Origin of the sequence: Alteromonas sp. Cnat3-28, from assembly GCF_022348265.1 — a bacterium.
In the GTDB taxonomy this organism is placed as follows: domain Bacteria; phylum Pseudomonadota; class Gammaproteobacteria; order Enterobacterales; family Alteromonadaceae; genus Alteromonas; species Alteromonas macleodii.
Window position 1 is genome coordinate 310,217 of sequence record NZ_JAKREY010000002.1, and the last position, 20,388, is coordinate 330,604.

The following is a 20,388-nucleotide window of genomic DNA, read 5'->3' on the forward strand; positions in this document are numbered from 1 at the left end:
TTTTTATTGCGCGTCAATCTATCTAGGCAGGCATTGAAAATGCCCATACTTCATTGATAGATAGACGCTAGATAGTGCCGCTTCGTATCGCTCCCCGGTAAACCTGCGCTTAACGCGAAGCAATACAAAGCGAAAACGGGAGATAGGCTCGTTTCGCCTGTTTCGCTATTTAAACCTTCGCTGGTTGCGATAGGAAAAAACGATAGGCGGGGTTGTCTGTTACTTCTTCAACCTTATAGCCTAACTCTGCAACATGCTGGTTGAAGTCATCTCGACTTTCTGGTGCGATATCAAAGCCTGCCAGTACCAAACCTTCTGCTGCGCCATGGTTGCGATAGTGAAATAGGGTAATATTCCACTGTTCACCTAACGTATTTAAGAAGTTCAGTAGCGCACCCGGACGCTCAGGAAATTCAAAGCTGAAGACTTGCTCGTTGAGAATAGTTGGCGGACGGCCACCAACCATGTGACGAACATGGAGCTTCGCTAACTCATTATCGGTTAAGTTAACGCAGTCATACCCTTTGCTTTCAAGGTCGCTTTGCAGTGCAGCAAACTCTTGCTGCCCGCCTTTAAGCTTAACGCCCACGAAAATATGTGCTTCGCTCTCACTGGCATAGCGATAGTTAAATTCGGTGATTGCTTTTGCCCCAACGCACTCGCAAAACTGTTTAAACGCACCTTTGTTTTCAGGAATTTTAACCGCAAAGACCGCTTCTTTCTGCTCACCTAATTCACAGCGTTCAGACACATAGCGAAGGGTATGAAAGTTGATGTTTGCGCCACACAGAATGCCGCCTAACTTCTTACCTTTGAGGTCGTGTTGCTTAGCGTACTTGCGAATTGCCGCCACCGACAATGCGCCCGCAGGCTCTGCAATAACACGGGTATCATCAAAGATATCCTTAATAGCTCCGCATATTTCATCATTAGTAACCGTAATGGTTTCATCAATTAAACGATTACACAGACGGAAAGTTTCCTGCCCCATCACTTTAACAGCAACGCCATCAGCAAAAATGCCGACGCTTTCAAGCTCGGTAGGCGCGCCTTGCGCCTTTGCTTTAATGAAACAGGCCGATTCTTCCGACTCTACCGCAACGATTTTTATGCTTGGTTTTAGTTGCTTTAAGTAAACTGCAATACCAGCGGCTAAGCCACCACCGCCAACCGCTATAAACAAAATATCAAGATTGGGGTTCTGCTCTAGCAGCTCTCGCGCAACTGTACCTTGCCCTGCAATGACATCGGGGTCGTCAAAGGGCGGAACAAAGGTATAACCGTGGGTCTCACATAATGCTTTTGCATGGCTACTTGCTTGATCAAAGCTGGTGCCATGCAATACCACATTCACGTTTTCACCGCCGAAGCGTCGTACTGCGTCTACCTTGATATCAGGCGTGGTTTCAGGCATGACAATAGTCGCCTGAATACCTTTCATTTTTGCACTGTACGCTAAGCCTTGCGCATGATTACCCGCCGAGGCGCCAATTACGCCAGCTTGCAATTGCTCGTCGCTTAGTGAGCAAATACGGTTATAGGCACCGCGCAGCTTAAAGCTTTTTACCGGCTGCTGATCTTCGCGTTTCAGAAAAATTTCATTGCCAAGCTCGGCTGAAAGCAAAGACATATAGGAAAGTTCACTTGCCACTGCTACATCGTAAACAGGGGCAAGTAAGATCTTCTTCAAATATTCATGATCGCTAACGTGTTCGGCTGCCATTATAGATTTTCCAGCTTAGTCACATCACGCACTGCACCTTTATCGGCACTGGTTGCTAACGCCGCAAAGGTTTTAAGTGATGTGGAGACTTCACGAACGCGATCTTTCGGCTTCCAAGGCTTATCACTGGCTTCCATTTTCGCGCGGCGTTCTGCTAGTTCTTCATCGCTAATAGCAATATTGATACTTCTATTGGGTATATCTATTTCAATTTTATCGCCATCTTCCACTAGGCCAATGCCACCACCACTGGCGGCTTCAGGTGAGCAGTGACCTATAGACAACCCACTGGTACCGCCACTAAAGCGTCCGTCTGTTACCAAAGCGCAGTGCTTGCCTAACCCTTTAGATTTCAAGTAAGACGTTGGGTACAGCATTTCTTGCATACCCGGGCCGCCGCGGGGACCTTCGTAGCGAATGAAGACCACATCACCGGCTTTTACTTCATCGCCCAAGATACCTGCTACCGCATCATCTTGGCTTTCGTAGATTCTCGCAGTTCCGTTGAATTTTAAAATAGACTCATCTACGCCAGCCGTTTTTACAATACAGCCATCTTCAGCCACATTACCGTATAGTACGGCTAGGCCACCTTCTTGACTGAACGCATGGTCGATAGAGCGAATGCAGCCGTTTTCGCGGTCGTCATCGGCTTCGTCCCAGCGACAATCTTGGCTAAATGCTTTTGTCGTGCGAATACCCGCAGGACCCGCGCGATAAAAGGTAATAGCGTCTTCGTTTTCAGGGTTAGTGATGTCCCACTCGCTGATAACGTCGGTAAGCGGTTTTCCTAAAACATGATTAACATCGGTGTTCAGCAAGCCAGCCTTATTTAGCTCGTTCAAAATACCCAAAACGCCACCCGCTCGGTGTACGTCTTCCATATGATATTTGGGTGTTGAAGGTGCCACTTTGCATAGGTGAGGGACTTTGCGAGACAATCTGTCGATGTCTGCCATAGTAAACGGCACTTCGCCTTCCATTGCCGCTGCTAACAGATGCAAAATGGTATTGGTCGACCCCCCCATGGCAATATCCAAGCTCATGGCATTCTCAAAAGCCTTAAAGTTGGCGATATTACGTGGTAATACACTGTCATCATCGTCGCCGTAGTAACGCTTGCACAGCTCAACAATTTGTTTGCCCGCTTGTTTAAATAAACCTTCACGATCGGCGTGGGTAGCCAGCATAGAGCCGTTGCCCGGCAAGGATAAACCTAACGCTTCGGTTAGACAGTTCATGGAGTTCGCGGTGAACATCCCTGAACATGAGCCGCAGGTAGGGCAGGCTGAGCGCTCAATTTCGTCGGTATCAGCATCGCTAACTTTGTCGTCAGCAGCCGCTACCATGGCGTCAACCAAGTCTAGTTTAATAAGCTGGTCTGAAAGCTTGGTTTTACCCGCTTCCATTGGGCCCCCAGACACAAAAATGACCGGTACGTTCAAGCGCATAGACGCCATTAGCATTCCCGGGGTAATCTTGTCGCAGTTAGAAATGCAAACAATGGCATCGGCGCAATGTGCGTTCACCATGTATTCCACTGCATCAGCAATGATTTCTCGAGATGGTAAGCTATACAGCATACCGCTGTGCCCCATGGCGATACCGTCATCCACTGCGATAGTGTTGAATTCTTTCGCCACACCACCCGCTTCTTCAACGCTGCGTGCCACTAATTGGCCGAGATCTTTTAGGTGAACATGCCCAGGTACGAACTGCGTAAATGAGTTCGCAATAGCAATAATAGGCTTGCCGAAATCAGAGTCTTTCATTCCAGTTGCTCGCCATAACGCGCGAGCTCCCGCCATATTTCTACCTTGGGTGGTAGTTGCTGAACGTAACTTGGGCATAAATCCTTCCCGTTAATTTAAGGTTCTAGGTTTAGGCGCTAGACCTTTTTGTGAAACTAAAAAACAGTGGTAAACCAGTAATGCTTTGGCTCAACTTCCAATACGCGCTGTTTTACTCAAAATTGCATGTCATACTGATGATGTAACACATCATCTAAGGTCGTTCAAAGCGAGGAGCAACAAAGCCTAACTGCTAACACATCAGTAGCGCTTTGTTTTATATGATATATTTGACATACAATACCTATATCCATTGGCATTGTAATTATGAAATGTTGTTCGTTAGAGGTTATGGCTTTACCTCATCACTCAATATCACGCACCGTAATCTCAACAGTACGTTTCGATATTGGGCAAAGAAATAGCATGAAACATAAGGCCTGATCAAGTATTTTGCGGTAGGAATGGCGAGTTTTTAAGGGTAGTAAAAGGGTACAAGAAGATGTTTGATTGGTTTCATTGGTTAAACTTAGCGGGGGTTGCAGTGTGCGCAATTTCCGGCACCCTGATGGCCTATCAAAAGCGTATGGATGGATTTGGCGTGGTCGTGCTTGCCAGCGCAACCGCCATTGGCGGCGGAACACTGCGTGATGTCATGTTAGATGTCCCGGTCTTCTGGATTGCCGATACCGATTATTTATACACCACACTGATAGCCGCCTTTATACCCATTATCTGGCTGCGTATTAGTCCACGCTTTCCTTTTCACTATTTATTAATTGCCGATGCTTTCGGGCTGGCGCTGTTTAACGTAGTAGGCATAGAGAAAGCCTTGGCAAACGACACAGGCATGGCCGTGGCGGTTGCCATGGGCACCATTACCGGCGTGTTTGGCGGTCTGTTACGGGACGTTATTTGCCGAGAGGTACCGCTGGTACTCAACGGCGAACTGTATGCCATGACCTGTATTGCAGGGGGCGTGGTTTATGGAATAGGCATGCAAATGGAACTCGCCACACAGTGGTGTGGTATTGCGGCTCTTGTCACAACCGTACTGTTTAGGCTTGGCGCCATGCGCTGGCATTGGCAGCTGCCCGTTTTCTACAACGACCACCACTAGCACTAGCCTAAGTTTGCTGAGCAGGATCATTACATGCCAAGCGTTTTATGCACTCTCAGTAGATCCCATCGTTAGTACAGTTACATCTTATCCCGACTCTCTCTAAAGTTTACGCCGACTGCGTTGGCTTACATTTTTTACCGCGCTGACACGTTTGCGTTTCATAACCACGAATCATAAGTATTCAGCGAGAGGAGGTTGTTTAGATTATGGGAATGGCTGTTGTTAAAACCTTTGCAGGGCAGGGCGTGGCAGCGCCAGAGGTAAGTGTAGAGATTCACCTAGCTAATGGTTTACCTGCTTTTCAACTGGTCGGCATGGCAGAAACCAGCGTTAAAGAAGCGCGAGAAAGAGTACGCAGCGCCCTGATAAACAGTGGTTTTGAGTTTCCCGCAAAACGAATAACCGTCAATTTAGCGCCAGCAGATATTCCCAAGTTTGGCGGGCGGTTCGACCTTCCCATTGCCGTAGGCATTTTAGCTGCGTCGGGCTACATCTCAGACATTAGCCTACTTAACATTGCCTTTGTGGGCGAGCTTGCATTAAACGGTGAAATAAAGCCGGTTAACGGGCTTATTCCTGTTGTCATGGCAGCCGCAAATGAAGATATTGCGCTCGTATATCCGGGGGATAATGACGTAGAGGCTGCATTGGTTTCTCACGCAACGCGCTATCCCGCTTTCGATTTACTGTCTGTTTATGAACACCTTACCGGCAACAAAAAACTCGTCAAAGGCCAGCCGTTTACCTCACGGGCGCCTAACAAAACCTTAACAGGGTGGGATGACATTATCGGCCAAGAGCAGGCCAAACGAGCGCTTATTATCGCGGCAAGTGGTGCACATAATCTTTTGATGGTTGGCCCTCCAGGCACAGGCAAAAGTTTACTCGCCAGCCGAATGCTATCGCTATTACCCGATATGAGCGAGGAAGAAGCGTTGGAAGTGGCTGCCATTCACTCTGTGAAAGGCGAAAAACTGCATGCAGAGCGTTTTCTAACTCGCCACCTCCGCTCGCCCCATCATACTAGCTCTGCGGTGGCGCTTACTGGCGGTGGCTCAAACCCTGTACCGGGTGAAATATCGCTGGCTCATAATGGTATTTTGTTTCTAGACGAACTGCCTGAATTTGGGCGAAAGGCACTGGATGTATTGCGCGAGCCACTTGAAACCGGCGACGTGCATTTGTCTCGTGCTTCAGGAAGCGCCACATACCCCGCCAACTTTCAACTAGTAGCGGCGATGAATCCAAGCCCGACGGGTGATATTGATGATAACCGACTAACCCCGCAGCAACAGCTCAACTACTTGAACCGGTTATCGGGACCACTGCTTGATAGAATTGATATACAAGTCGAAGTGCCGCGCCTACCTGACTACGACCTGCCAGAGCGTGCCAATAGACCTGACGACTCGTTACACGCAACGCGAGAGCGAGTCATTGCAGCTCGTCACAAACAAGGGCTACGGCAAGGTAAGCCAAATGGTGCGCTGCACGCAGGTGAGCTTGCCGATATATGCTTGCTAGATGACGCTGACTTGCAGTTTTTACAAGCCGCTGCTAAACAGCTTAATTTGTCTATGCGGGTGTTTCATCGCACGTTAAAAGTGGCAAGAACCATTGCTGACCTTGAGGAGCAGAACGCTGTATCGCGGGCGCACATTGCAGAAGCATTGGGCTATCGCGCCCTCGATAACCTTATTAAACAGTTGAGCGCTAGCTGAGCACCAGCTATGCCTTAAACTTAGCCACGCGTTTGCAAATTAAGCTGCATAAAGGCGTTAATAAGCGGCTCGTTTTGCTTATCCTGCAAGCAGCACAATCCTAGGGCATATGGCTCAATATCTTCAACAGGTATTTGGGTTACAGCATTGGCCATACTGGAGTGATCAAGTACCACTTTAGGCACAAAACCCACGCCACATTCAAGTGCTACCATGCTCACGATGGCCTCGTTACCGCCGACATAAGCATATACATTTGGACGAATACCGTGTTCAGCAAACCAGTGGTAGGCAGTACGACGTGTTGGGCCAGTTTCAGGCATAATGACCTGATGTTTAGTCCAGTCCAACTGGCTTAGTTGAGTAAGTCGCCACTCTCTTGGGGCAATAAGTACCAAAGGCACATTATCAAGCGCGGTGAAATGCAAATCTGTCGGCATATCAGGGGTGTAGATAGCAATAGATAAGTCGCACTGTTTGCCTTTCACTTTTTCTATCGCAAGGGCAGGATCGCCGGTAATTAGGCGTATATCAACACCCGGGTGCTGTTGCCTGAACTGTCTAAGCATAGCGGGTAAGTGGCTTTGACTAGCGGTAACCGAGCAAAATACACTGAGCTCACCCTGCAATGCGTCGTTATCTTCTTTTAAGTCGACCTTTAGCTGTTGCCAATCTTTCAGCGCTTGCTTTGAAAAAGACAGCAGCTTGTGCCCACTGTGGGTTAGCGCCACTTTGCGGTTATCACGTTTAAACAACGTGCAGCCTAACTCGTCCTCAAGGCGTTGAATAACCCGGCTTAACGTAGAAGGCGACACATACATGGCCTCGGCGGTAATGCCAAAATGCAGGCTGGTAGCTAGGTGATTGAACAGCTGTAGACTGCGAAAATCCATAAACATTTCACTTTATGCAATATTATCTTGCAAATATATCATTTTCCAAAACAAAAGAAATCTTTTAGTCTCAATATCAAGTCGTCATAGACGAGGTCTGTCAACACCAAGGTCGGTGTTTGATATTGACAAAAATGAATGTTGTTCGGAAATTTTTATGGCTAATTATTTCAACACCCTGTCACTTCGCCAGCAGTTAGATCAGCTTGGCCGCTGCCGTTTCATGGCACGCGATGAATTCGCTGACGGTTGTCAGTTCTTAAAAGGCAAGAAAATTGTCATTGTAGGCTGCGGCGCGCAGGGCCTTAACCAAGGCTTGAATATGCGTGACTCAGGGTTAGATGTTTCTTATGCGCTGCGTCAAGCAGCCATTGATGAGCAACGCGACTCATATAAGCGCGCAACCAGTAACGGATTTACCGTTGGTACTTACCAACAGCTCATTCCAGAAGCAGACGTAGTATATAACTTAACACCTGATAAGCAGCACGCTAGCGTAGTCGAAGCCGTTATGCCGCTTATGAAAGAAGGTGCAACGCTAGGTTACTCTCACGGTTTCAATATCGTTGAAGAAGGGCAGCAAATTCGTAGCGATATCACAGTAATCATGTGTGCGCCGAAAAGCCCGGGTTCTGAAGTACGTGAAGAATATAAGCGTGGCTTCGGTGTACCAACTCTGATTGCTGTACACCCAGAAAACGACCCTGAAGGTAAAGGCTGGGATCAGGCCAAAGCACTTGCAAGTGCAACGGGCGGTGACCGCGCAGGTGTACTTGAGTCATCATTTGTGGCTGAAGTTAAATCTGACCTCATGGGCGAGCAAACCATTTTGTGTGGTATGCAACAAGTTGCAGCGGTACTTGCGTTTGAAAAAATGGTTGATGACGGTATTGAGCCAGGATACGCAGGTGCACTTATTCAGTACGGCCTAGAAGCTATTACTGAAGCACTTAAGATTGGCGGTGTGACTAACATGATGGACCGTCTATCAAACCCTGCAAAAGTGAAAGCGTTTGAGCTTTCTGAGCAGTTAACTGATTTACTTCGTCCGCTATTTGAAAAGCACCAAGACGACATCATCAGCGGTGAGTTCTCTCGCACCATGATGGAAGACTGGGCGAATGGCGATGCGAACCTGCTTAAGTGGCGTGAAGAAACCGGTGAAACCGCGTTTGAAAACGCACCGGCTTATGAAGGTGAAATTAGTGAACAAGAATTCTTTGACCACGGCATCTTACTGGTTGCCATGATCAAGTGCGGTGTTGAAGTTGCGTTCGACGTAATGGTTGAAGCCGGTATTCTACCTGAGTCTGCGTACTATGAATCACTGCATGAAACACCGCTTATTTCTAACACAATCGCACGTAAGCGTTTGTATGAAATGAACGTGGTTATTTCAGACACAGCAGAATACGGAAACTATTTGTTTGCTAACGCAGCAATTCCAATTTTGCGTGAGAAATTTATGCCTACCATTGATACCAGCGTTATCGGTAAGGGTTTAGCCGCTACTTCTAATCAGGTAGAGAACAAACGCCTTGTTGAAATTAACGAAGCCATCCGCTCACACGGTGTGGAATCGGTAGGTAAGACCTTACGTGGCTACATGACTGACATGAAGGCCATCATAGGTTAGGACAGTTTCTGTCGTTAGGTGCTTAACTAAGCCCTCTTGCCCGGCCATTTTGGTCGGGCTTTTTTATGTCCGTAAGCCTGCTAATAAGTATCTTTCTTACGCAACTGACCTCTGCGACACGCCGATACACCTTCTAAATAGAACCTTCACGAACGCGCTCAGCATAGCGTACGGATACGTAAGACAAAGCAAAAAAGACGAGAAATCCCCAGCCGATAGGCATTAAATTTCCATTTAAGAAACTGTCGACGAACAGTGCAACAGGCACCGAGAAAAGGCTAGAAAATGAGCCAATTATGGCCGCGCCTAAACCTGCCATATCGCCAAGCGGCTGCATCGCCATGGCGTTTAAGTTACCAAACAGTATGCCCACAAAGAAAAAGCCTACAAACATAACCGCAACCGTAGGAATTAAAGGCGGCAAGCCGTCGTACGCCAACAGCAACGCTAAATACACAACAGCAAACCCGTTAACCCCTTTAAGTGCAAAACGACAAAGCTTGCGCATCCCAAAACGCATCACCATTTTGCCGTTAAAGTAAGAGGCGAGACCAATTGAAAAAGCAAGCGTTGCAAAGATGTAGGGAAACCATTCACCTACGTTGTAAAACACAGTAAATATGGTTTGCGAAGCGCTTAAATACGCCAGGAATGCCCCAAAAATACAGCCCATGGCAAAGGTGTAACCCATCACTGCTGGGTTAGTGAGAATGAACTTTGACGATGCAAAAAACTGCGCCCATGAAAACTTTTTACGCCTTGCTCTTGGCAAGGTTTCCCCTTGACGAGAAAAAAACCAAATGCCGGCCATGGTAGCCACAATGAGAAACATAGTGAAAATATGGAACCATGAGGTCAACTCCATCACCGTTTGCCCAATAATAGGCGCCAACATAGGCACTAATATAAACACCATCATGATAAACGACATGACTTTTGCCATCGCATCGCCAACGTAAAGGTCGCGAATAATTGCCATAGAGGCTATTCGTGGCCCAGACACCCCAAATGCTTGAATAATGCGACCTACCAGCATGGTCTCCAAATTGGTGGCCATCATGCAAACAAATGTACCTAAGGCGAAAATACACAGGCCCACTAATATAGTTAGACGACGGCCGCGGCTATCGGAAAAAGGCCCAAAGAACATTTGACCCAGTGCCATGCCTAAAAAGAACACGGTAACGATTAAGTGGGTTTGATGCGCCTCGGCGACCTGTAGTGACTCGCCAATTTGAATCAACGCAGGCAGCATAGCGTCAATGCTCAACGCGACAAGGGATGTCATCGTAGCCATTAGCGCAACAAATTCAACAAGGCCAAGCGCTGGCTTTTGCACAACTGCAGTATCCTCAGATACGCCATTAGAAGTCTGGGGCATAAAGTCTCGAATATGAAATAAAGTGGGGGAAATTAAAAAGGCGCGAAATTAACGCGCCTTGCTGAGTATACCTGAAACTTGGTCAAAAAGCCGCCAGCCAAGCAAAATCTTGTCGTAAATACTGGTGCATTTAACGGGTGTTACTCGGAAGCTGAAACGTTTGCCGTTGCAGCACTCGCTTTACTCGCTGGCCTAAGGTATTGGTCTAAAAATGCATCCATTTCCTTAAAGAAAATATGACGATTTCGCTGAATAGACAAATTGTGGTCGCCACTTTCAAGCTCTACATACTTGTAGACTTTGTCGTAATCATCTAACTCGTCAGCCATGTAGCGACTATGAAGTGGAGGGACAACTCTATCTTCCTCTCCATGTACCAGCAAAATTGGCGTCTTTATCCCTTTTGCATTGTAGTAAGGCGAGCGCGCTTCAAGGTCATCATAATCATCCCCAATTTGGTTTTTCACAAATTCGTTGTTCAGAAAACGGCGAGAATGGATAATGACGTGTTTAAGTGAACTTACGCCAGCAAAGCTCACCGCACACTTAAACAGATCCGGGGTTTTAACAGTTGCCATCAGGGCGGCGTAACCGCCATAGCTAGCGCCCACAATACACATGTTGTCTTGCTCAGCGTGCCCCTGCTCTACCATCCAGTTTGCCGCATCGGTGATATCATCTTGCATAGCCAAGCCCCAGCCTTTCATTTGGCTTTGCGCAAAGCTGTACCCATACCCTCTAGAACCTCTAAAGTTAGGCCTTAGTACTGCATAACCTTTCGACGTAAAATACGCTGTCCAATAGTCGAAACCACTGAAATCTCTTGCTCCGGGGCCGCCGTGGGGATGAATAATGGTAGGAAACGGGCCTTCGCCTTTTGGTAAAGTCAAATACGCTTCGATTTTGATGCCGTCTCTGGCTTCATATTCAATTAACGTATGCTCAGATAATTTTGCCGGATCTATTTGAGCATACTGCTCAAAAAGCATCACTAACGTGCCTTCTTTACGGTCACCCAGCAAATAAACTCCTGGTAAGGTGTCAGACTCTGAATAAACAATATATGTTTGTTCGTCGTCGCTAAAGCTCACTAAGGTATTGTCGTAATCAGGAAGACCAGCATCGATACCATTTTGAAGAGCGACGTAACGTTCATCCCAATAATGTCGACCGTCATGGCGTACTCCTATTGCATCTCGGGTAACCGGTGAATAGATAAGGCTACCATTAACATCATACCCTTCATCAGCATACACCTCTGTTCGCTCATTAGTAGTAAGGTTCAAGGTGTACAATGCACGGAAGTCTCCTTTATAACCTTTGAAATAAAGAATATTTGGGTCTTTTGCAAAGCCAACTGGGTATTCACCCTTGTCAGACATAGCGTTGTAAGCAAATAAGGTGCGCCAATCGTCTCCTTCTTTTAGAAAGACTTCTCGCTCTCCTGTATCGTAATCAAGCGAAACACCTATACGAACGTTATTTTGTTGGTCCGTCATCCAATCTCTAATGCGTTTTTTCCCGCGAATAATGCGACTTACGCCACCATCATTAACATTGATTTTGTAAACCGACGGCAGCCCCAACACCTCAGCGTCTAAGGCAATTAGAATATGTTCTGGATCGTCAGGCAGCCAGTCGATAACGTCATCGTGAAATTGAGGAATGTGGTTCGGGTTACCTGCTCGACGCTTTATTCTCTCCCATTCAACCAAGTTGAATGCACCGCCTTCACCGTCAAACTTAATGCTTAACAACCGTGTGTCGTGAACTTTCGTGGTGCCACGGCGGGTTTCGTAACGAGCGCTAACCACCAGCCGTTCATTGTTCACCCAGTTGTACCAGTTAATTTTTACGCGTTCATTGTCCGATCGCAGTAGGTAGTGCTTTTCACCCTTTTTTAAGTCGTAAGTGGCAAGCATGGCAAACGCTTCTTCTTGCTCAACGTTTTGAACAAAAGCGATTTTTGAGCCATCGGGTGACAGCGACGGAGTCCAATAAGTTGGCAAAGAACTGAATTTTTCGTACTCGGGTTCTGCCTTAGTTTGATCTGCGCCCAGTGTGGAGAAAGAGCAAACCAACAGTAGCAAAGTGACTAGTGTCGTAGGTAAGAGAGCCTTATTAGAAGACATAACATTCCCTTGTTGTTTTTTATTGTTAGTGGAACTTAGCTTAGGCAAAAAACTCGAAGTTAAGTTACACAGAGTATACTCACTCATGCCCAGATGTACAAAAACAAAGCAATGCTAGGCTCTATGTTCAGTGAGTGGATGTGCCAGATATGTTCTGAAGACGGGCATTCTAGTTAGGATAATAGGTTGAATGCATTTTATACCAATCCGAATAGATCATTACCCACTCAGCGAGAGTTAAAATGTTCGTAATCGCGGCGTGTTACCGCAGGTATAGTGGTCTACATCAAGGTGACACAACAAAGAGTACGGACATTTTAAACTCGCCCTTCGGGAAGGTCTGGCAAGCTTCCTAGCTTCATTCTGGGAATTTGAAAGGGAACAGCCATTCCTGCATTCCCACGCTTTGCTAGGAAACTTGCCAGCGCCTTCTGAGTGGGCAATTATCTATGCGGATTGGTATTATTTACCGACGTCAGCGCAATTATTTGATCTCTCGTCGTAGTTTGCGGATACAAATTGCAAATGTGGTATCATTAACCACAGACATAATATGGATTTTACCATCAAGCGGTAAGCTTCACAGCCCAGCGTTACCTTAAGGACTTAGCCTTTTCATGCCTTCGATTTGGAGCGGGCTTGCCAGTTTGCAAGACCATCTTTTCCGACAATTTATGTTCAGAATCACCAAAGCAGTCCGAGTTTTGGTGGGCAGTACATTGTGCACGCTAGCGTGTGCTCTCTTTACTTTTTCACATGCCCAAGACCCTATTTCCTATAACATTCAGGGCGTAGAAGACGACAAACTGCGTAATAATATCCGCCTGCATTTAAACAGTCTCGACGTGGAAAAATCGTTGCTTACTGACCCTTACTGGCAAGATGAAGTGGGTGAAACGGTAGCGACAGCGGTTCAACCTTATGGTTATTACAACAGCGAGACCAAGGTAAGTATTGAAGAGGGCGACAAGGTTACAGTGAATGTTGCTTTGAATGCGCCGCTTACCATAAATAAAGTTACTCGCGAAATAATAGGTGCAGGACGTGAAGATAAGGCTTTCAGAGAACGTTTTAATTCACTAAAGCTTAAAGAAGGCGACGTGTTAAACCAAACCATTTACGAGTCGTTTAAGTCGTCCATGTTTAACTACGCCTTATCTAATGGCTATTTTGATTATTTTTGGCAGGCGACGCGTCTCGACCTAGTGCGTGACGAAAAACAAGCAAACGTACTTTTGATTGCGCAAAGCGGGCCCCAGTACCAATTTGGAGAGCTAAAATTTATTGGCGATGACAAGGCGAAAGCCATCATTGAGCGGCTAAAGCCGTTTAAAACAGGCGATGCGTACTCTTCATCAACACTTGCCGATTTCAACAGAAGCCTTAATCAATCTGGGTATTTTACCCGCGTTATTGCTCGCCCGGTTGTAAGTGAGGCTGATGGTTTGCTGGTACCGGTTGAGGTATCGTTACTTCACAGACCCACAGACGCATTTAACGTTTCTGTTGGCGCAGCCACTGACACGGGCCCACGGGTTCGCTTAGGATGGGAGCGTCCTTGGGTGAATAGTAAAGGGCACTCTGTTTCATCTGATATTTTCATTTCAGCGCCAGAACAATCAGTGACTGCCGACTACCGTATACCGATGAGAAACATAACGCGGGATTACGCGAGTATAGAGGCGGGTTACCAATTTATAGAGTACAGCAACACTTCCTTTGAGAGTGAAACCCTATCTTTGTCTGCACACCGTTACTGGCAACATGACAATTCACCATGGCAACACGATGGCTCGGTGACATATCTACGTGAAACTTATGATCAAGGGGAATTGAGTACAAACACCACGTCCCTAGTATTACCCGGGTACTCGTTAACCTATCGCGATAAAGACAGTGAGCTTAACATTAGTAATGGTACCTACCTTCAAATGCTCACCCAAATAGGCAGAGAAGGTTATGGTTCTGATATCGATTTTGCCAAGGCCGTGGTTGAAGCCACGCTTATCCGTACCTTTAACAATGTGCACAGAATAACCATACGCGGTGAAGCTGGGGTTATTAAAACCAATAGTTTTGATGAGGTGCCAACGTCGTTGCGTTTTTATGCAGGGGGCGATAAAAGTGTTCGCGGCTTCGACTATCGCGAAATTTCTCCGACAGCTGAAGTCATTGATCCAGAAACAGGAGAACTCATTGTTGACTCTATTGGAGGGAAGTACCTTGCTACATCGAGTGTAGAGTATGCCTATCAAGTGGCAGATAATTGGAGAGTGGCAGCGTTTGTCGATGCAGGTACAGCAACAAACGACACCAGCACAACGCTGACATATAGCGTTGGACCTGGTGTACATTGGCTTTCACCAATTGGTCCAGTCAGACTTTACGTGGCAAGAGGCTTTGCGCCAGACGAGAATACATGGCAGTTACATATTTTGTTGGGGCCTGAGCTATGAGAAAACGTACGCTTTCGGCTATTTTACTTTCACCGGTTCTTATACTTGTCGCGTTGTATGCCGTTTTGATAAGTCCCTTAGGCGGCCCTACCGTTAAGTTACTGGCCAACACGTTTGTTGAAAACCTCTCCATCGATGCCATTGACGGTGGGTTTGCTGACACACTAGAAGTGCATAATGTGGAGTGGGAAAACCCGCAATGGAAGGTGTCTGCACAATATGCCTACATTGATATTACCTGGCGTTGTTTGTTTGAGCCTAGAGTGTGTGTCAATGAAGTCACGCTGGAAAACGCTACGCTCACACAGCGCTCAAACGCGCCTGACTCTTCCGATGATGCACCTGCAGGTGGCCAGATTGAATTACCGCTGCCTATTGATGTTGGGTATTTAGCGCTAACGAATATCAAACTTGCTCTACTTACGACAACAGTAGAAATTGATGAACTAGAGCTAACCGATTTTGAAGGAAATAGCGACCTCATACTTGACAGCATCGCCGCGAAAGGTGTTCGCATTGCTCTGCTAAACCAAGATGAAGCTGCCAGCTCTTCACCGGCAGCCATGACCAATGCATCGGAAACTAATAGTGAGCAGCCTGCTCCCAAAAAAGAACAGGCTCCAAGTGCTGATAGCGCTTTGCCTACGTCATACTCACTAAGCTACGACGTCCCCGTACTACCGAATATAGCTACGCCTATTCCTTTGTCTCTTGGTACTTTTTTAGTAGAAGATCTACACATAATTCAAGGGGAGAGCAAACAACACATTTCACTCATCTCGCTGTTAGAGGCTCACTTTAAGGGCAGCGATGTCGCTATTGAAGAAATGACCGTTGTACATGAACAAGGTGAGGTGAAAGGAAAAGCGAGCGCAACACTTGACGGAAACTTCCCATTAAATGTGGCTATTAACGCGAAAACGAAGCTTGGCGACACACCACAAGAACTGAGTGTAGCGGCTGCGGGTGCGTTGGACGACTTAACGCTGTCAGTTGTAGCCAAAGGCGCGGTAACCGCAAACGCTAACCTAATGGCCAACATTCTAGACAGTAACCTTCCCATAGAATTCACTGCGAACTGGCAAGAACAAGCCATACCGACAGTGGAAAACACTACGCTCAAAGAAGGACAGTTAACGCTTTCCGGCACCATGGGTGATTACGTACTTAAAGGAGCTGGCGCAGCTACATTGCCTGACATTGGCAATGTACCGGTATCACTTGATGTGGTGCTGAAAAAGAACAATATTTTTGTTAATGAAGCCAATATAAACGCTTTGGATGGGAGCTTAACCAACACTGGTACCCTTTATCTAAATGAAAGTATCGCGTGGGAAGGTAAGACAACGCTTAAGAATGTATCAGGGCGGCAATTCAGCACTTATGCGCCTGAAAAAATTAGCGGAGAAATAGACAGTATATTGCAATACTCTGAGCGCGGCGGATTACACATGAGCCTAAGAGATATGACTGTCTCGGGTGTACTTCAGGGCAAACCGCTTCAGGTGAAGGGGAATGCGGTTTATGCTGGCCCCAGCGACTTATTCGTTACTAACGTCAATATCATTCAAGAACACGAGCAAGAGCGAAACACGATACGCGCCATTGCTCAGGTACTGAATAAGCGGCATTTAAATGCAAATATTGCGATAAACGTTAACGCTATTTCAAGCCTATACCCAGAAGTGACAGGTGCGGTAAGTGGCAATATCACAGCCGCCGGTCCTTGGCAAAATCCAAGTGCTAACGGCACACTCGCCCTATCTAATATCGCTGTGTCACCCAATTTAAATGCCTCTGCCGCGCAGCAAGGACCATTGAACGGCGAAATCAAAGTTAACGGTACCTATCGCGACCATACCGCAGATATTGACCTAGCTGTGCCCAACAATAATATTGGGCTGTCTTTAAAAGGTGCATGGACTAACAATCACTGGGTGGGAGAAATTAGTGATACCGCATTGAAGCTCGCTAATATGCAGTGGACACTATCAAGCCCGTTCAGTGTAGATATAGGCACCACACCTATAACGGCTAAAATAGGTCAGCATTGTTGGACCTCTCGAAAAGAAGGTGAGCTGTGTATTTCAAACGTGAATTATCAACAAAACAAAGCCAGTTGGGATATCAGCGCGACGGCGCTGCCCATCGGGTTGTGGGCGAACGAGTTAGCGCCTACTGTTGTTTCAAGTCCCTCACAAGCAACACTTACCGTAAAAACCAAAGGCAGCTACTCAGCTAACGACCCAATCGATGCCACATTTACTGCGTCTATGAGTTCTGCGCCATGGCAACTTGGTGAAACGCGCCCGCTAACGCTCACTATTAACTCCATAGAAACTAAAGGAGAGATAAAGCAGGGGCAATTAGCATCAACGTCTGTGATTTCAAGCCAAGACGTCGGGGATGCAACACTAACCTTAAATACCCGTCCTTTCGATTCGCGTATACCGCTCGATGGTAAACTAGAGATGCAAGGGCTTAATGTTGCACCATTCAAACCCCTTTCCCCTGCTATCAGAACCCTTACAGGAAAGTTAAACGGGAACGTATCGTTGAGTGGTTACATTGACGACCCTACGCTTAACGGTGAATTGACGGTTTCAAATGGCGCTATCGATATACAAGATACACCTGTGACACTGGCCGATTGGAATCAAAAAGTATCGCTTAATGGTCAAACCGCTGCACTAGACGGCACCTTCTTACTAGGCGGAGGAAAAGGGGCGTTAAAAGGCGAGTTAGACTGGTCATCCAACCCCAGTGCGACATTTAATTTAAAGGGAAACGGTTTCGAAATTCGTCAGCCAAACATTCGACTCAAGGTATCACCGAATATCGATATCGCCGCCACAAAAGAAAAAGTGGACGTGAGTGGCGAGGTAAATATTCCTTGGGCGAGAATTGAAATAGAGTCGCTACCTGAGAGTGCTGTTTCCCCATCAAAAGACGTGCACCTGCGTGGCGAACCGGATAGAGAGGAACCGCTAGATATCGTCCACGCTTCGGTATTGGTCAACATCGACAAAAACAAAACCGAAGAAGTAAAACTCGAAGCGTTTGGCCTTACTGCAAGTTTATATGGTGGCATTCGCGTAAACACTCAACCTGCACTTGTGGGCTATGGTGACCTTCAAATTTTAAATGGTCGATACAACGCTTACGGACAACAGTTAATTATTCAAACCGGTGAAGTACAATTTAACGGCCCAATTGACCAACCTTTGTTGCTGGTCGAAGCCATCCGCGACCCGGCTAAAACCGATGACGACGTAATTGCAGGTATCCGAATTGATGGCGCGGCTGACTCGCCAAGTATTAACCTTTTCTCTGAGCCTGCGATGGATCAACAGGGCGTATTGTCATATCTACTCACAGGTTCTGGACCGAACTCGGGCACACAAGATCCTAACTACGCTGCGCTGCTGGTAGGTTTTGGTTTATCCAACACCAAAACCCTGACAGGACAAGTGGGAAGCGCGCTAGGTATTGATGATTTTAGTTTAAGCACTAACGAAGATTTACTGTCGGTAAGAGGGCAGATTAACGAGCGATTATCTGTGGAATACAATGTGGACGTTGGTCTAAGTAACAACGACGCCAATAGCACGCTACGACGCAGACAACTACCGCCTGACTTGGCGGTAAAATATCAGCTTCTACCTAGTTTATATTTAGAAGCCATTCAAACCACACTGGAAGACCAATCTGAGTTCGCGTTAGACCTTTATTATGAGTTTTTCTTGGGTGATAACAGAACCCGTAGAGATAGTGATGAAGACGACAGTGAATCTGACGAGTCCAATGAAAGCGCAGAGCAAGATCTGAAAGATAAGGTGAGCACTCCGAGCACAAGTAATAACAATTAAGCGCTCAAAGTCAAAACATCGTACTTTTGCACTCATGCGCCCTTAACGCTGCTGTGCCATCTTCTTAAGCGTTTCGAGTTGACGCTCAAAACGCTTTTGTCTTTTGCTCGCCCACACATACCACACTAGCATCACAACGCTCATGGACGTCATAACTATAGCCATCTTCATAACTTTCTCTGGGGTAAGCTCCCCATAAAAATAGCGCTCCACCAGAAAGGCACATCCAAATAACACTGCAGTCCATGTCGAGTGTTTAGTGATTACAGCAATCTTCACGTTATTCTTAATTTGCTTTATTAGCTGCATTAGGTGGTCAGCGGTTTGAGTATCTTTTGAAAATGCAGCCACTCTTCTTAACCACAGCTGATAAACAAGCAAGGGAAGAGCCGTGACCAGCATAAAAACAAACATCGCGTGGGCGACAAAAGTGAACTTTTCCCAAGTAACAACTAGCAAGTAGATCGCTGGGATAAACGCTAAGGAGTCAACCAACATATACCAGCGTTGCTTGGTTCGCTCACTGCTTAAACTGGCTTTTACTTCCGAGAGGTTGATAGTCGTAACTGGCTGAGCTTGCCATAGCGCAGAAAGGCCATCATTTTGCGCATCGTCTACTGATACGGGCGGGTTCGTTTGATTCTCTTTATCTGAATTATGCATGCGGTTGCTCCTGCATGATACTTTGCTTGGCGCGCTTTAATATCACACCAACATGATTTTTAGTCAGACCACAGACGTCTGCAATTTCATCGTAACTTAAGCCTTCAAGAGAAAGCGTTAGCACTTGTCTTGACTGCAATGGAAGTGCCCGTACCGCGCGAAGTAGGCGCTCTAATGACTGGTGTTGACTAGACATTTCCTCTGGTGAATGGGTAGTACTCGCGAACCTGTCAGAGCCCAAATCATCGTGGTCATATTGATGGGTATCGAGACGCTTCACTTGATTTGCTACGTGAGTAACTGCGCGGTTATGAGCTATCTTCAAAATATAGGTTTTCACGCTGCTATCGCCCTTGAAGCGAGACAGCCCCTGCCAGACGGCAATAGCAATTTCTTGCAATAATTCTTGCTGCATCGCTTCGTTTGCTTCATAGCTGTTGGCTACACGGCTCAGTATTGCCCCGTATTGCGCAAAAACATCTTCAAAACCCTGCCCCAACGTCACATCCCTAATCACAAAAACTGTTGTTATTTTATTGTGTTACTTCTATCAGTCTGCCCCCACGAATTTTTATTACAAACTTTTTTCGTCAATGCTGTAATTTTTTTAAGCAACAAACGACTAGTTAAAACAGTAAGTGCAGTAACGTGCGTTTAGGGCATTTTCCCTAAAAGCCTTCAACCTTGAAATTTGGATTAGGAAAAAATTATGTCTACGTTAAGTATAGTTTTGTTAATTGGCAGCCTGACGTCGCTTGTGCTTTTGGCAAGCTACTTAGACGCAAAATTTCAGTGGCGACTAAACGACTGGATGAACGGCGAGTGCAGCAACCCGTTCGTTAAAAGCCTGACCGACAAACAGCAGCAGCGTTTAGAGGAAAAAGATGCGCAGATTGGAGCTTTGATGGCGCGAATCGAAACCCTTGAAACCATTGTTACCGAGCCTGCTTACGAACTGAATAAGAAAATCAACGCGCTCAAATAAACGGTTTTACCAGCTC

The 20,388-nt window shown here is 46.5% G+C and carries 13 protein-coding genes; 6 read left to right on the plus strand and 7 right to left on the minus strand.

Translation table 11 applies throughout. The annotated features are described in order from the left end of the window. Nucleotides 1-169: 169 nt before the first annotated feature. Together ilvA and ilvD are read right to left on the minus strand one after the other, a co-directional pair. Nucleotides 170-1,723 carry a threonine ammonia-lyase, biosynthetic gene (gene ilvA, locus MHM87_RS03500; RefSeq protein WP_239257782.1) on the minus strand — a complete coding sequence of 518 codons (1,554 nt, stop codon included), beginning with the start codon at nucleotides 1,721-1,723 and terminating at the stop codon, nucleotides 170-172. Then, complete coding sequence (gene ilvD, locus MHM87_RS03505) at nucleotides 1,723-3,573, minus strand: dihydroxy-acid dehydratase (RefSeq protein WP_014977810.1); 1,851 nt, start codon at nucleotides 3,571-3,573, stop codon at nucleotides 1,723-1,725. The genes ilvA and ilvD overlap by 1 nt, the downstream gene beginning before the upstream one ends. 442 nt (nucleotides 3,574-4,015) lie before the next feature. Between ilvD and MHM87_RS03510 the strand changes: the two genes are divergently transcribed. Further along, complete coding sequence (locus MHM87_RS03510) at nucleotides 4,016-4,633, plus strand: trimeric intracellular cation channel family protein (RefSeq protein WP_014951393.1); 618 nt, start codon at nucleotides 4,016-4,018, stop codon at nucleotides 4,631-4,633. Nucleotides 4,634-4,842: 209 nt separating this feature from the next. After that, entirely contained in the window at nucleotides 4,843-6,357 is a 1,515-nt protein-coding gene (locus MHM87_RS03515) for a YifB family Mg chelatase-like AAA ATPase (protein ID WP_239257783.1), read from the plus strand. 20 nt (nucleotides 6,358-6,377) lie between these two features. On the opposite strand, the gene ilvY is transcribed toward MHM87_RS03515, so the two are convergent. Then, the gene (ilvY, locus tag MHM87_RS03520) at nucleotides 6,378-7,250 is read right to left on the minus strand and encodes an HTH-type transcriptional activator IlvY (RefSeq protein ID WP_014977812.1); all 873 of its coding nucleotides are present in this window, start codon (nucleotides 7,248-7,250) and stop codon (nucleotides 6,378-6,380) included. Nucleotides 7,251-7,407: 157 nt separating this feature from the next. On the opposite strand from ilvY, the gene ilvC reads away from it, so the two are divergent. After that, nucleotides 7,408-8,886, plus strand: a complete 1,479-nt coding sequence (gene ilvC / locus MHM87_RS03525) for a ketol-acid reductoisomerase (protein WP_014951396.1) — start codon at nucleotides 7,408-7,410, stop codon at nucleotides 8,884-8,886. 133 nt (nucleotides 8,887-9,019) lie between these two features. Here the strand turns inward: ilvC and MHM87_RS03530 are convergent, their stop codons facing one another. Together MHM87_RS03530 and MHM87_RS03535 are read right to left on the minus strand one after the other, a co-directional pair. Beyond that, complete coding sequence (locus tag MHM87_RS03530; RefSeq protein ID WP_239257784.1) at nucleotides 9,020-10,267, minus strand: multidrug effflux MFS transporter; 1,248 nt, start codon at nucleotides 10,265-10,267, stop codon at nucleotides 9,020-9,022. 140 nt (nucleotides 10,268-10,407) lie between these two features. Next, nucleotides 10,408-12,399 (minus strand): alpha/beta fold hydrolase, encoded by a 1,992-nt coding sequence (locus tag MHM87_RS03535; RefSeq protein WP_239257785.1) that lies wholly within the window; start codon nucleotides 12,397-12,399, stop codon nucleotides 10,408-10,410. Nucleotides 12,400-13,016: 617 nt separating this feature from the next. On the opposite strand from MHM87_RS03535, the gene MHM87_RS03540 reads away from it, so the two are divergent. Both MHM87_RS03540 and MHM87_RS03545 read left to right on the plus strand, forming a co-directional pair. Then, nucleotides 13,017-14,855: an autotransporter assembly complex family protein gene (locus tag MHM87_RS03540; RefSeq protein ID WP_239257786.1), complete on the plus strand. Its 1,839-nt coding sequence runs from the start codon at nucleotides 13,017-13,019 to the stop codon at nucleotides 14,853-14,855. Next, nucleotides 14,852-18,724, plus strand: a complete 3,873-nt coding sequence (locus tag MHM87_RS03545; protein WP_239257787.1) for a translocation/assembly module TamB domain-containing protein — start codon at nucleotides 14,852-14,854, stop codon at nucleotides 18,722-18,724. The genes MHM87_RS03540 and MHM87_RS03545 overlap by 4 nt, the downstream gene beginning before the upstream one ends. Nucleotides 18,725-18,766: 42 nt before the next feature. On the opposite strand, the gene MHM87_RS03550 is transcribed toward MHM87_RS03545, so the two are convergent. Both MHM87_RS03550 and MHM87_RS03555 read right to left on the minus strand, forming a co-directional pair. Next, nucleotides 18,767-19,387, minus strand: a complete 621-nt coding sequence (locus MHM87_RS03550; protein WP_239257788.1) for a hypothetical protein — start codon at nucleotides 19,385-19,387, stop codon at nucleotides 18,767-18,769. Next, entirely contained in the window at nucleotides 19,380-19,886 is a 507-nt protein-coding gene (locus MHM87_RS03555) for a sigma-70 family RNA polymerase sigma factor (protein ID WP_275443097.1), read from the minus strand. Before MHM87_RS03555 ends, MHM87_RS03550 begins: the two co-directional genes overlap by 8 nt. 210 nt (nucleotides 19,887-20,096) lie before the next feature. Here MHM87_RS03555 and MHM87_RS03560 point away from each other — a divergent pair, with 210 nt between their 5' ends. After that, nucleotides 20,097-20,372 (plus strand): hypothetical protein, encoded by a 276-nt coding sequence (locus MHM87_RS03560; protein ID WP_239257790.1) that lies wholly within the window; start codon nucleotides 20,097-20,099, stop codon nucleotides 20,370-20,372. Nucleotides 20,373-20,388: the final 16 nt, after the last annotated feature.

What these genes read in the sequence shown, in the direction of transcription:
- ilvA (WP_239257782.1), bottom strand. Translation starts at nt 1,723, where the DNA reads ATGGCAGCCGAACACGTTAGCGATCATGAATATTTGAAGAAGATCTTA.
- ilvD (WP_014977810.1), bottom strand. Translation starts at nt 3,573, where the DNA reads ATGCCCAAGTTACGTTCAGCAACTACCACCCAAGGTAGAAATATGGCG.
- MHM87_RS03510 (WP_014951393.1), top strand. Translation starts at nt 4,016, where the DNA reads ATGTTTGATTGGTTTCATTGGTTAAACTTAGCGGGGGTTGCAGTGTGC.
- MHM87_RS03515 (WP_239257783.1), top strand. Translation starts at nt 4,843, where the DNA reads ATGGGAATGGCTGTTGTTAAAACCTTTGCAGGGCAGGGCGTGGCAGCG.
- ilvY (WP_014977812.1), bottom strand. Translation starts at nt 7,250, where the DNA reads ATGGATTTTCGCAGTCTACAGCTGTTCAATCACCTAGCTACCAGCCTG.
- ilvC (WP_014951396.1), top strand. Translation starts at nt 7,408, where the DNA reads ATGGCTAATTATTTCAACACCCTGTCACTTCGCCAGCAGTTAGATCAG.
- MHM87_RS03530 (WP_239257784.1), bottom strand. Translation starts at nt 10,267, where the DNA reads ATGCCCCAGACTTCTAATGGCGTATCTGAGGATACTGCAGTTGTGCAA.
- MHM87_RS03535 (WP_239257785.1), bottom strand. Translation starts at nt 12,399, where the DNA reads ATGTCTTCTAATAAGGCTCTCTTACCTACGACACTAGTCACTTTGCTA.
- MHM87_RS03540 (WP_239257786.1), top strand. Translation starts at nt 13,017, where the DNA reads ATGCCTTCGATTTGGAGCGGGCTTGCCAGTTTGCAAGACCATCTTTTC.
- MHM87_RS03545 (WP_239257787.1), top strand. Translation starts at nt 14,852, where the DNA reads ATGAGAAAACGTACGCTTTCGGCTATTTTACTTTCACCGGTTCTTATA.
- MHM87_RS03550 (WP_239257788.1), bottom strand. Translation starts at nt 19,387, where the DNA reads ATGCATAATTCAGATAAAGAGAATCAAACGAACCCGCCCGTATCAGTA.
- MHM87_RS03560 (WP_239257790.1), top strand. Translation starts at nt 20,097, where the DNA reads ATGTCTACGTTAAGTATAGTTTTGTTAATTGGCAGCCTGACGTCGCTT.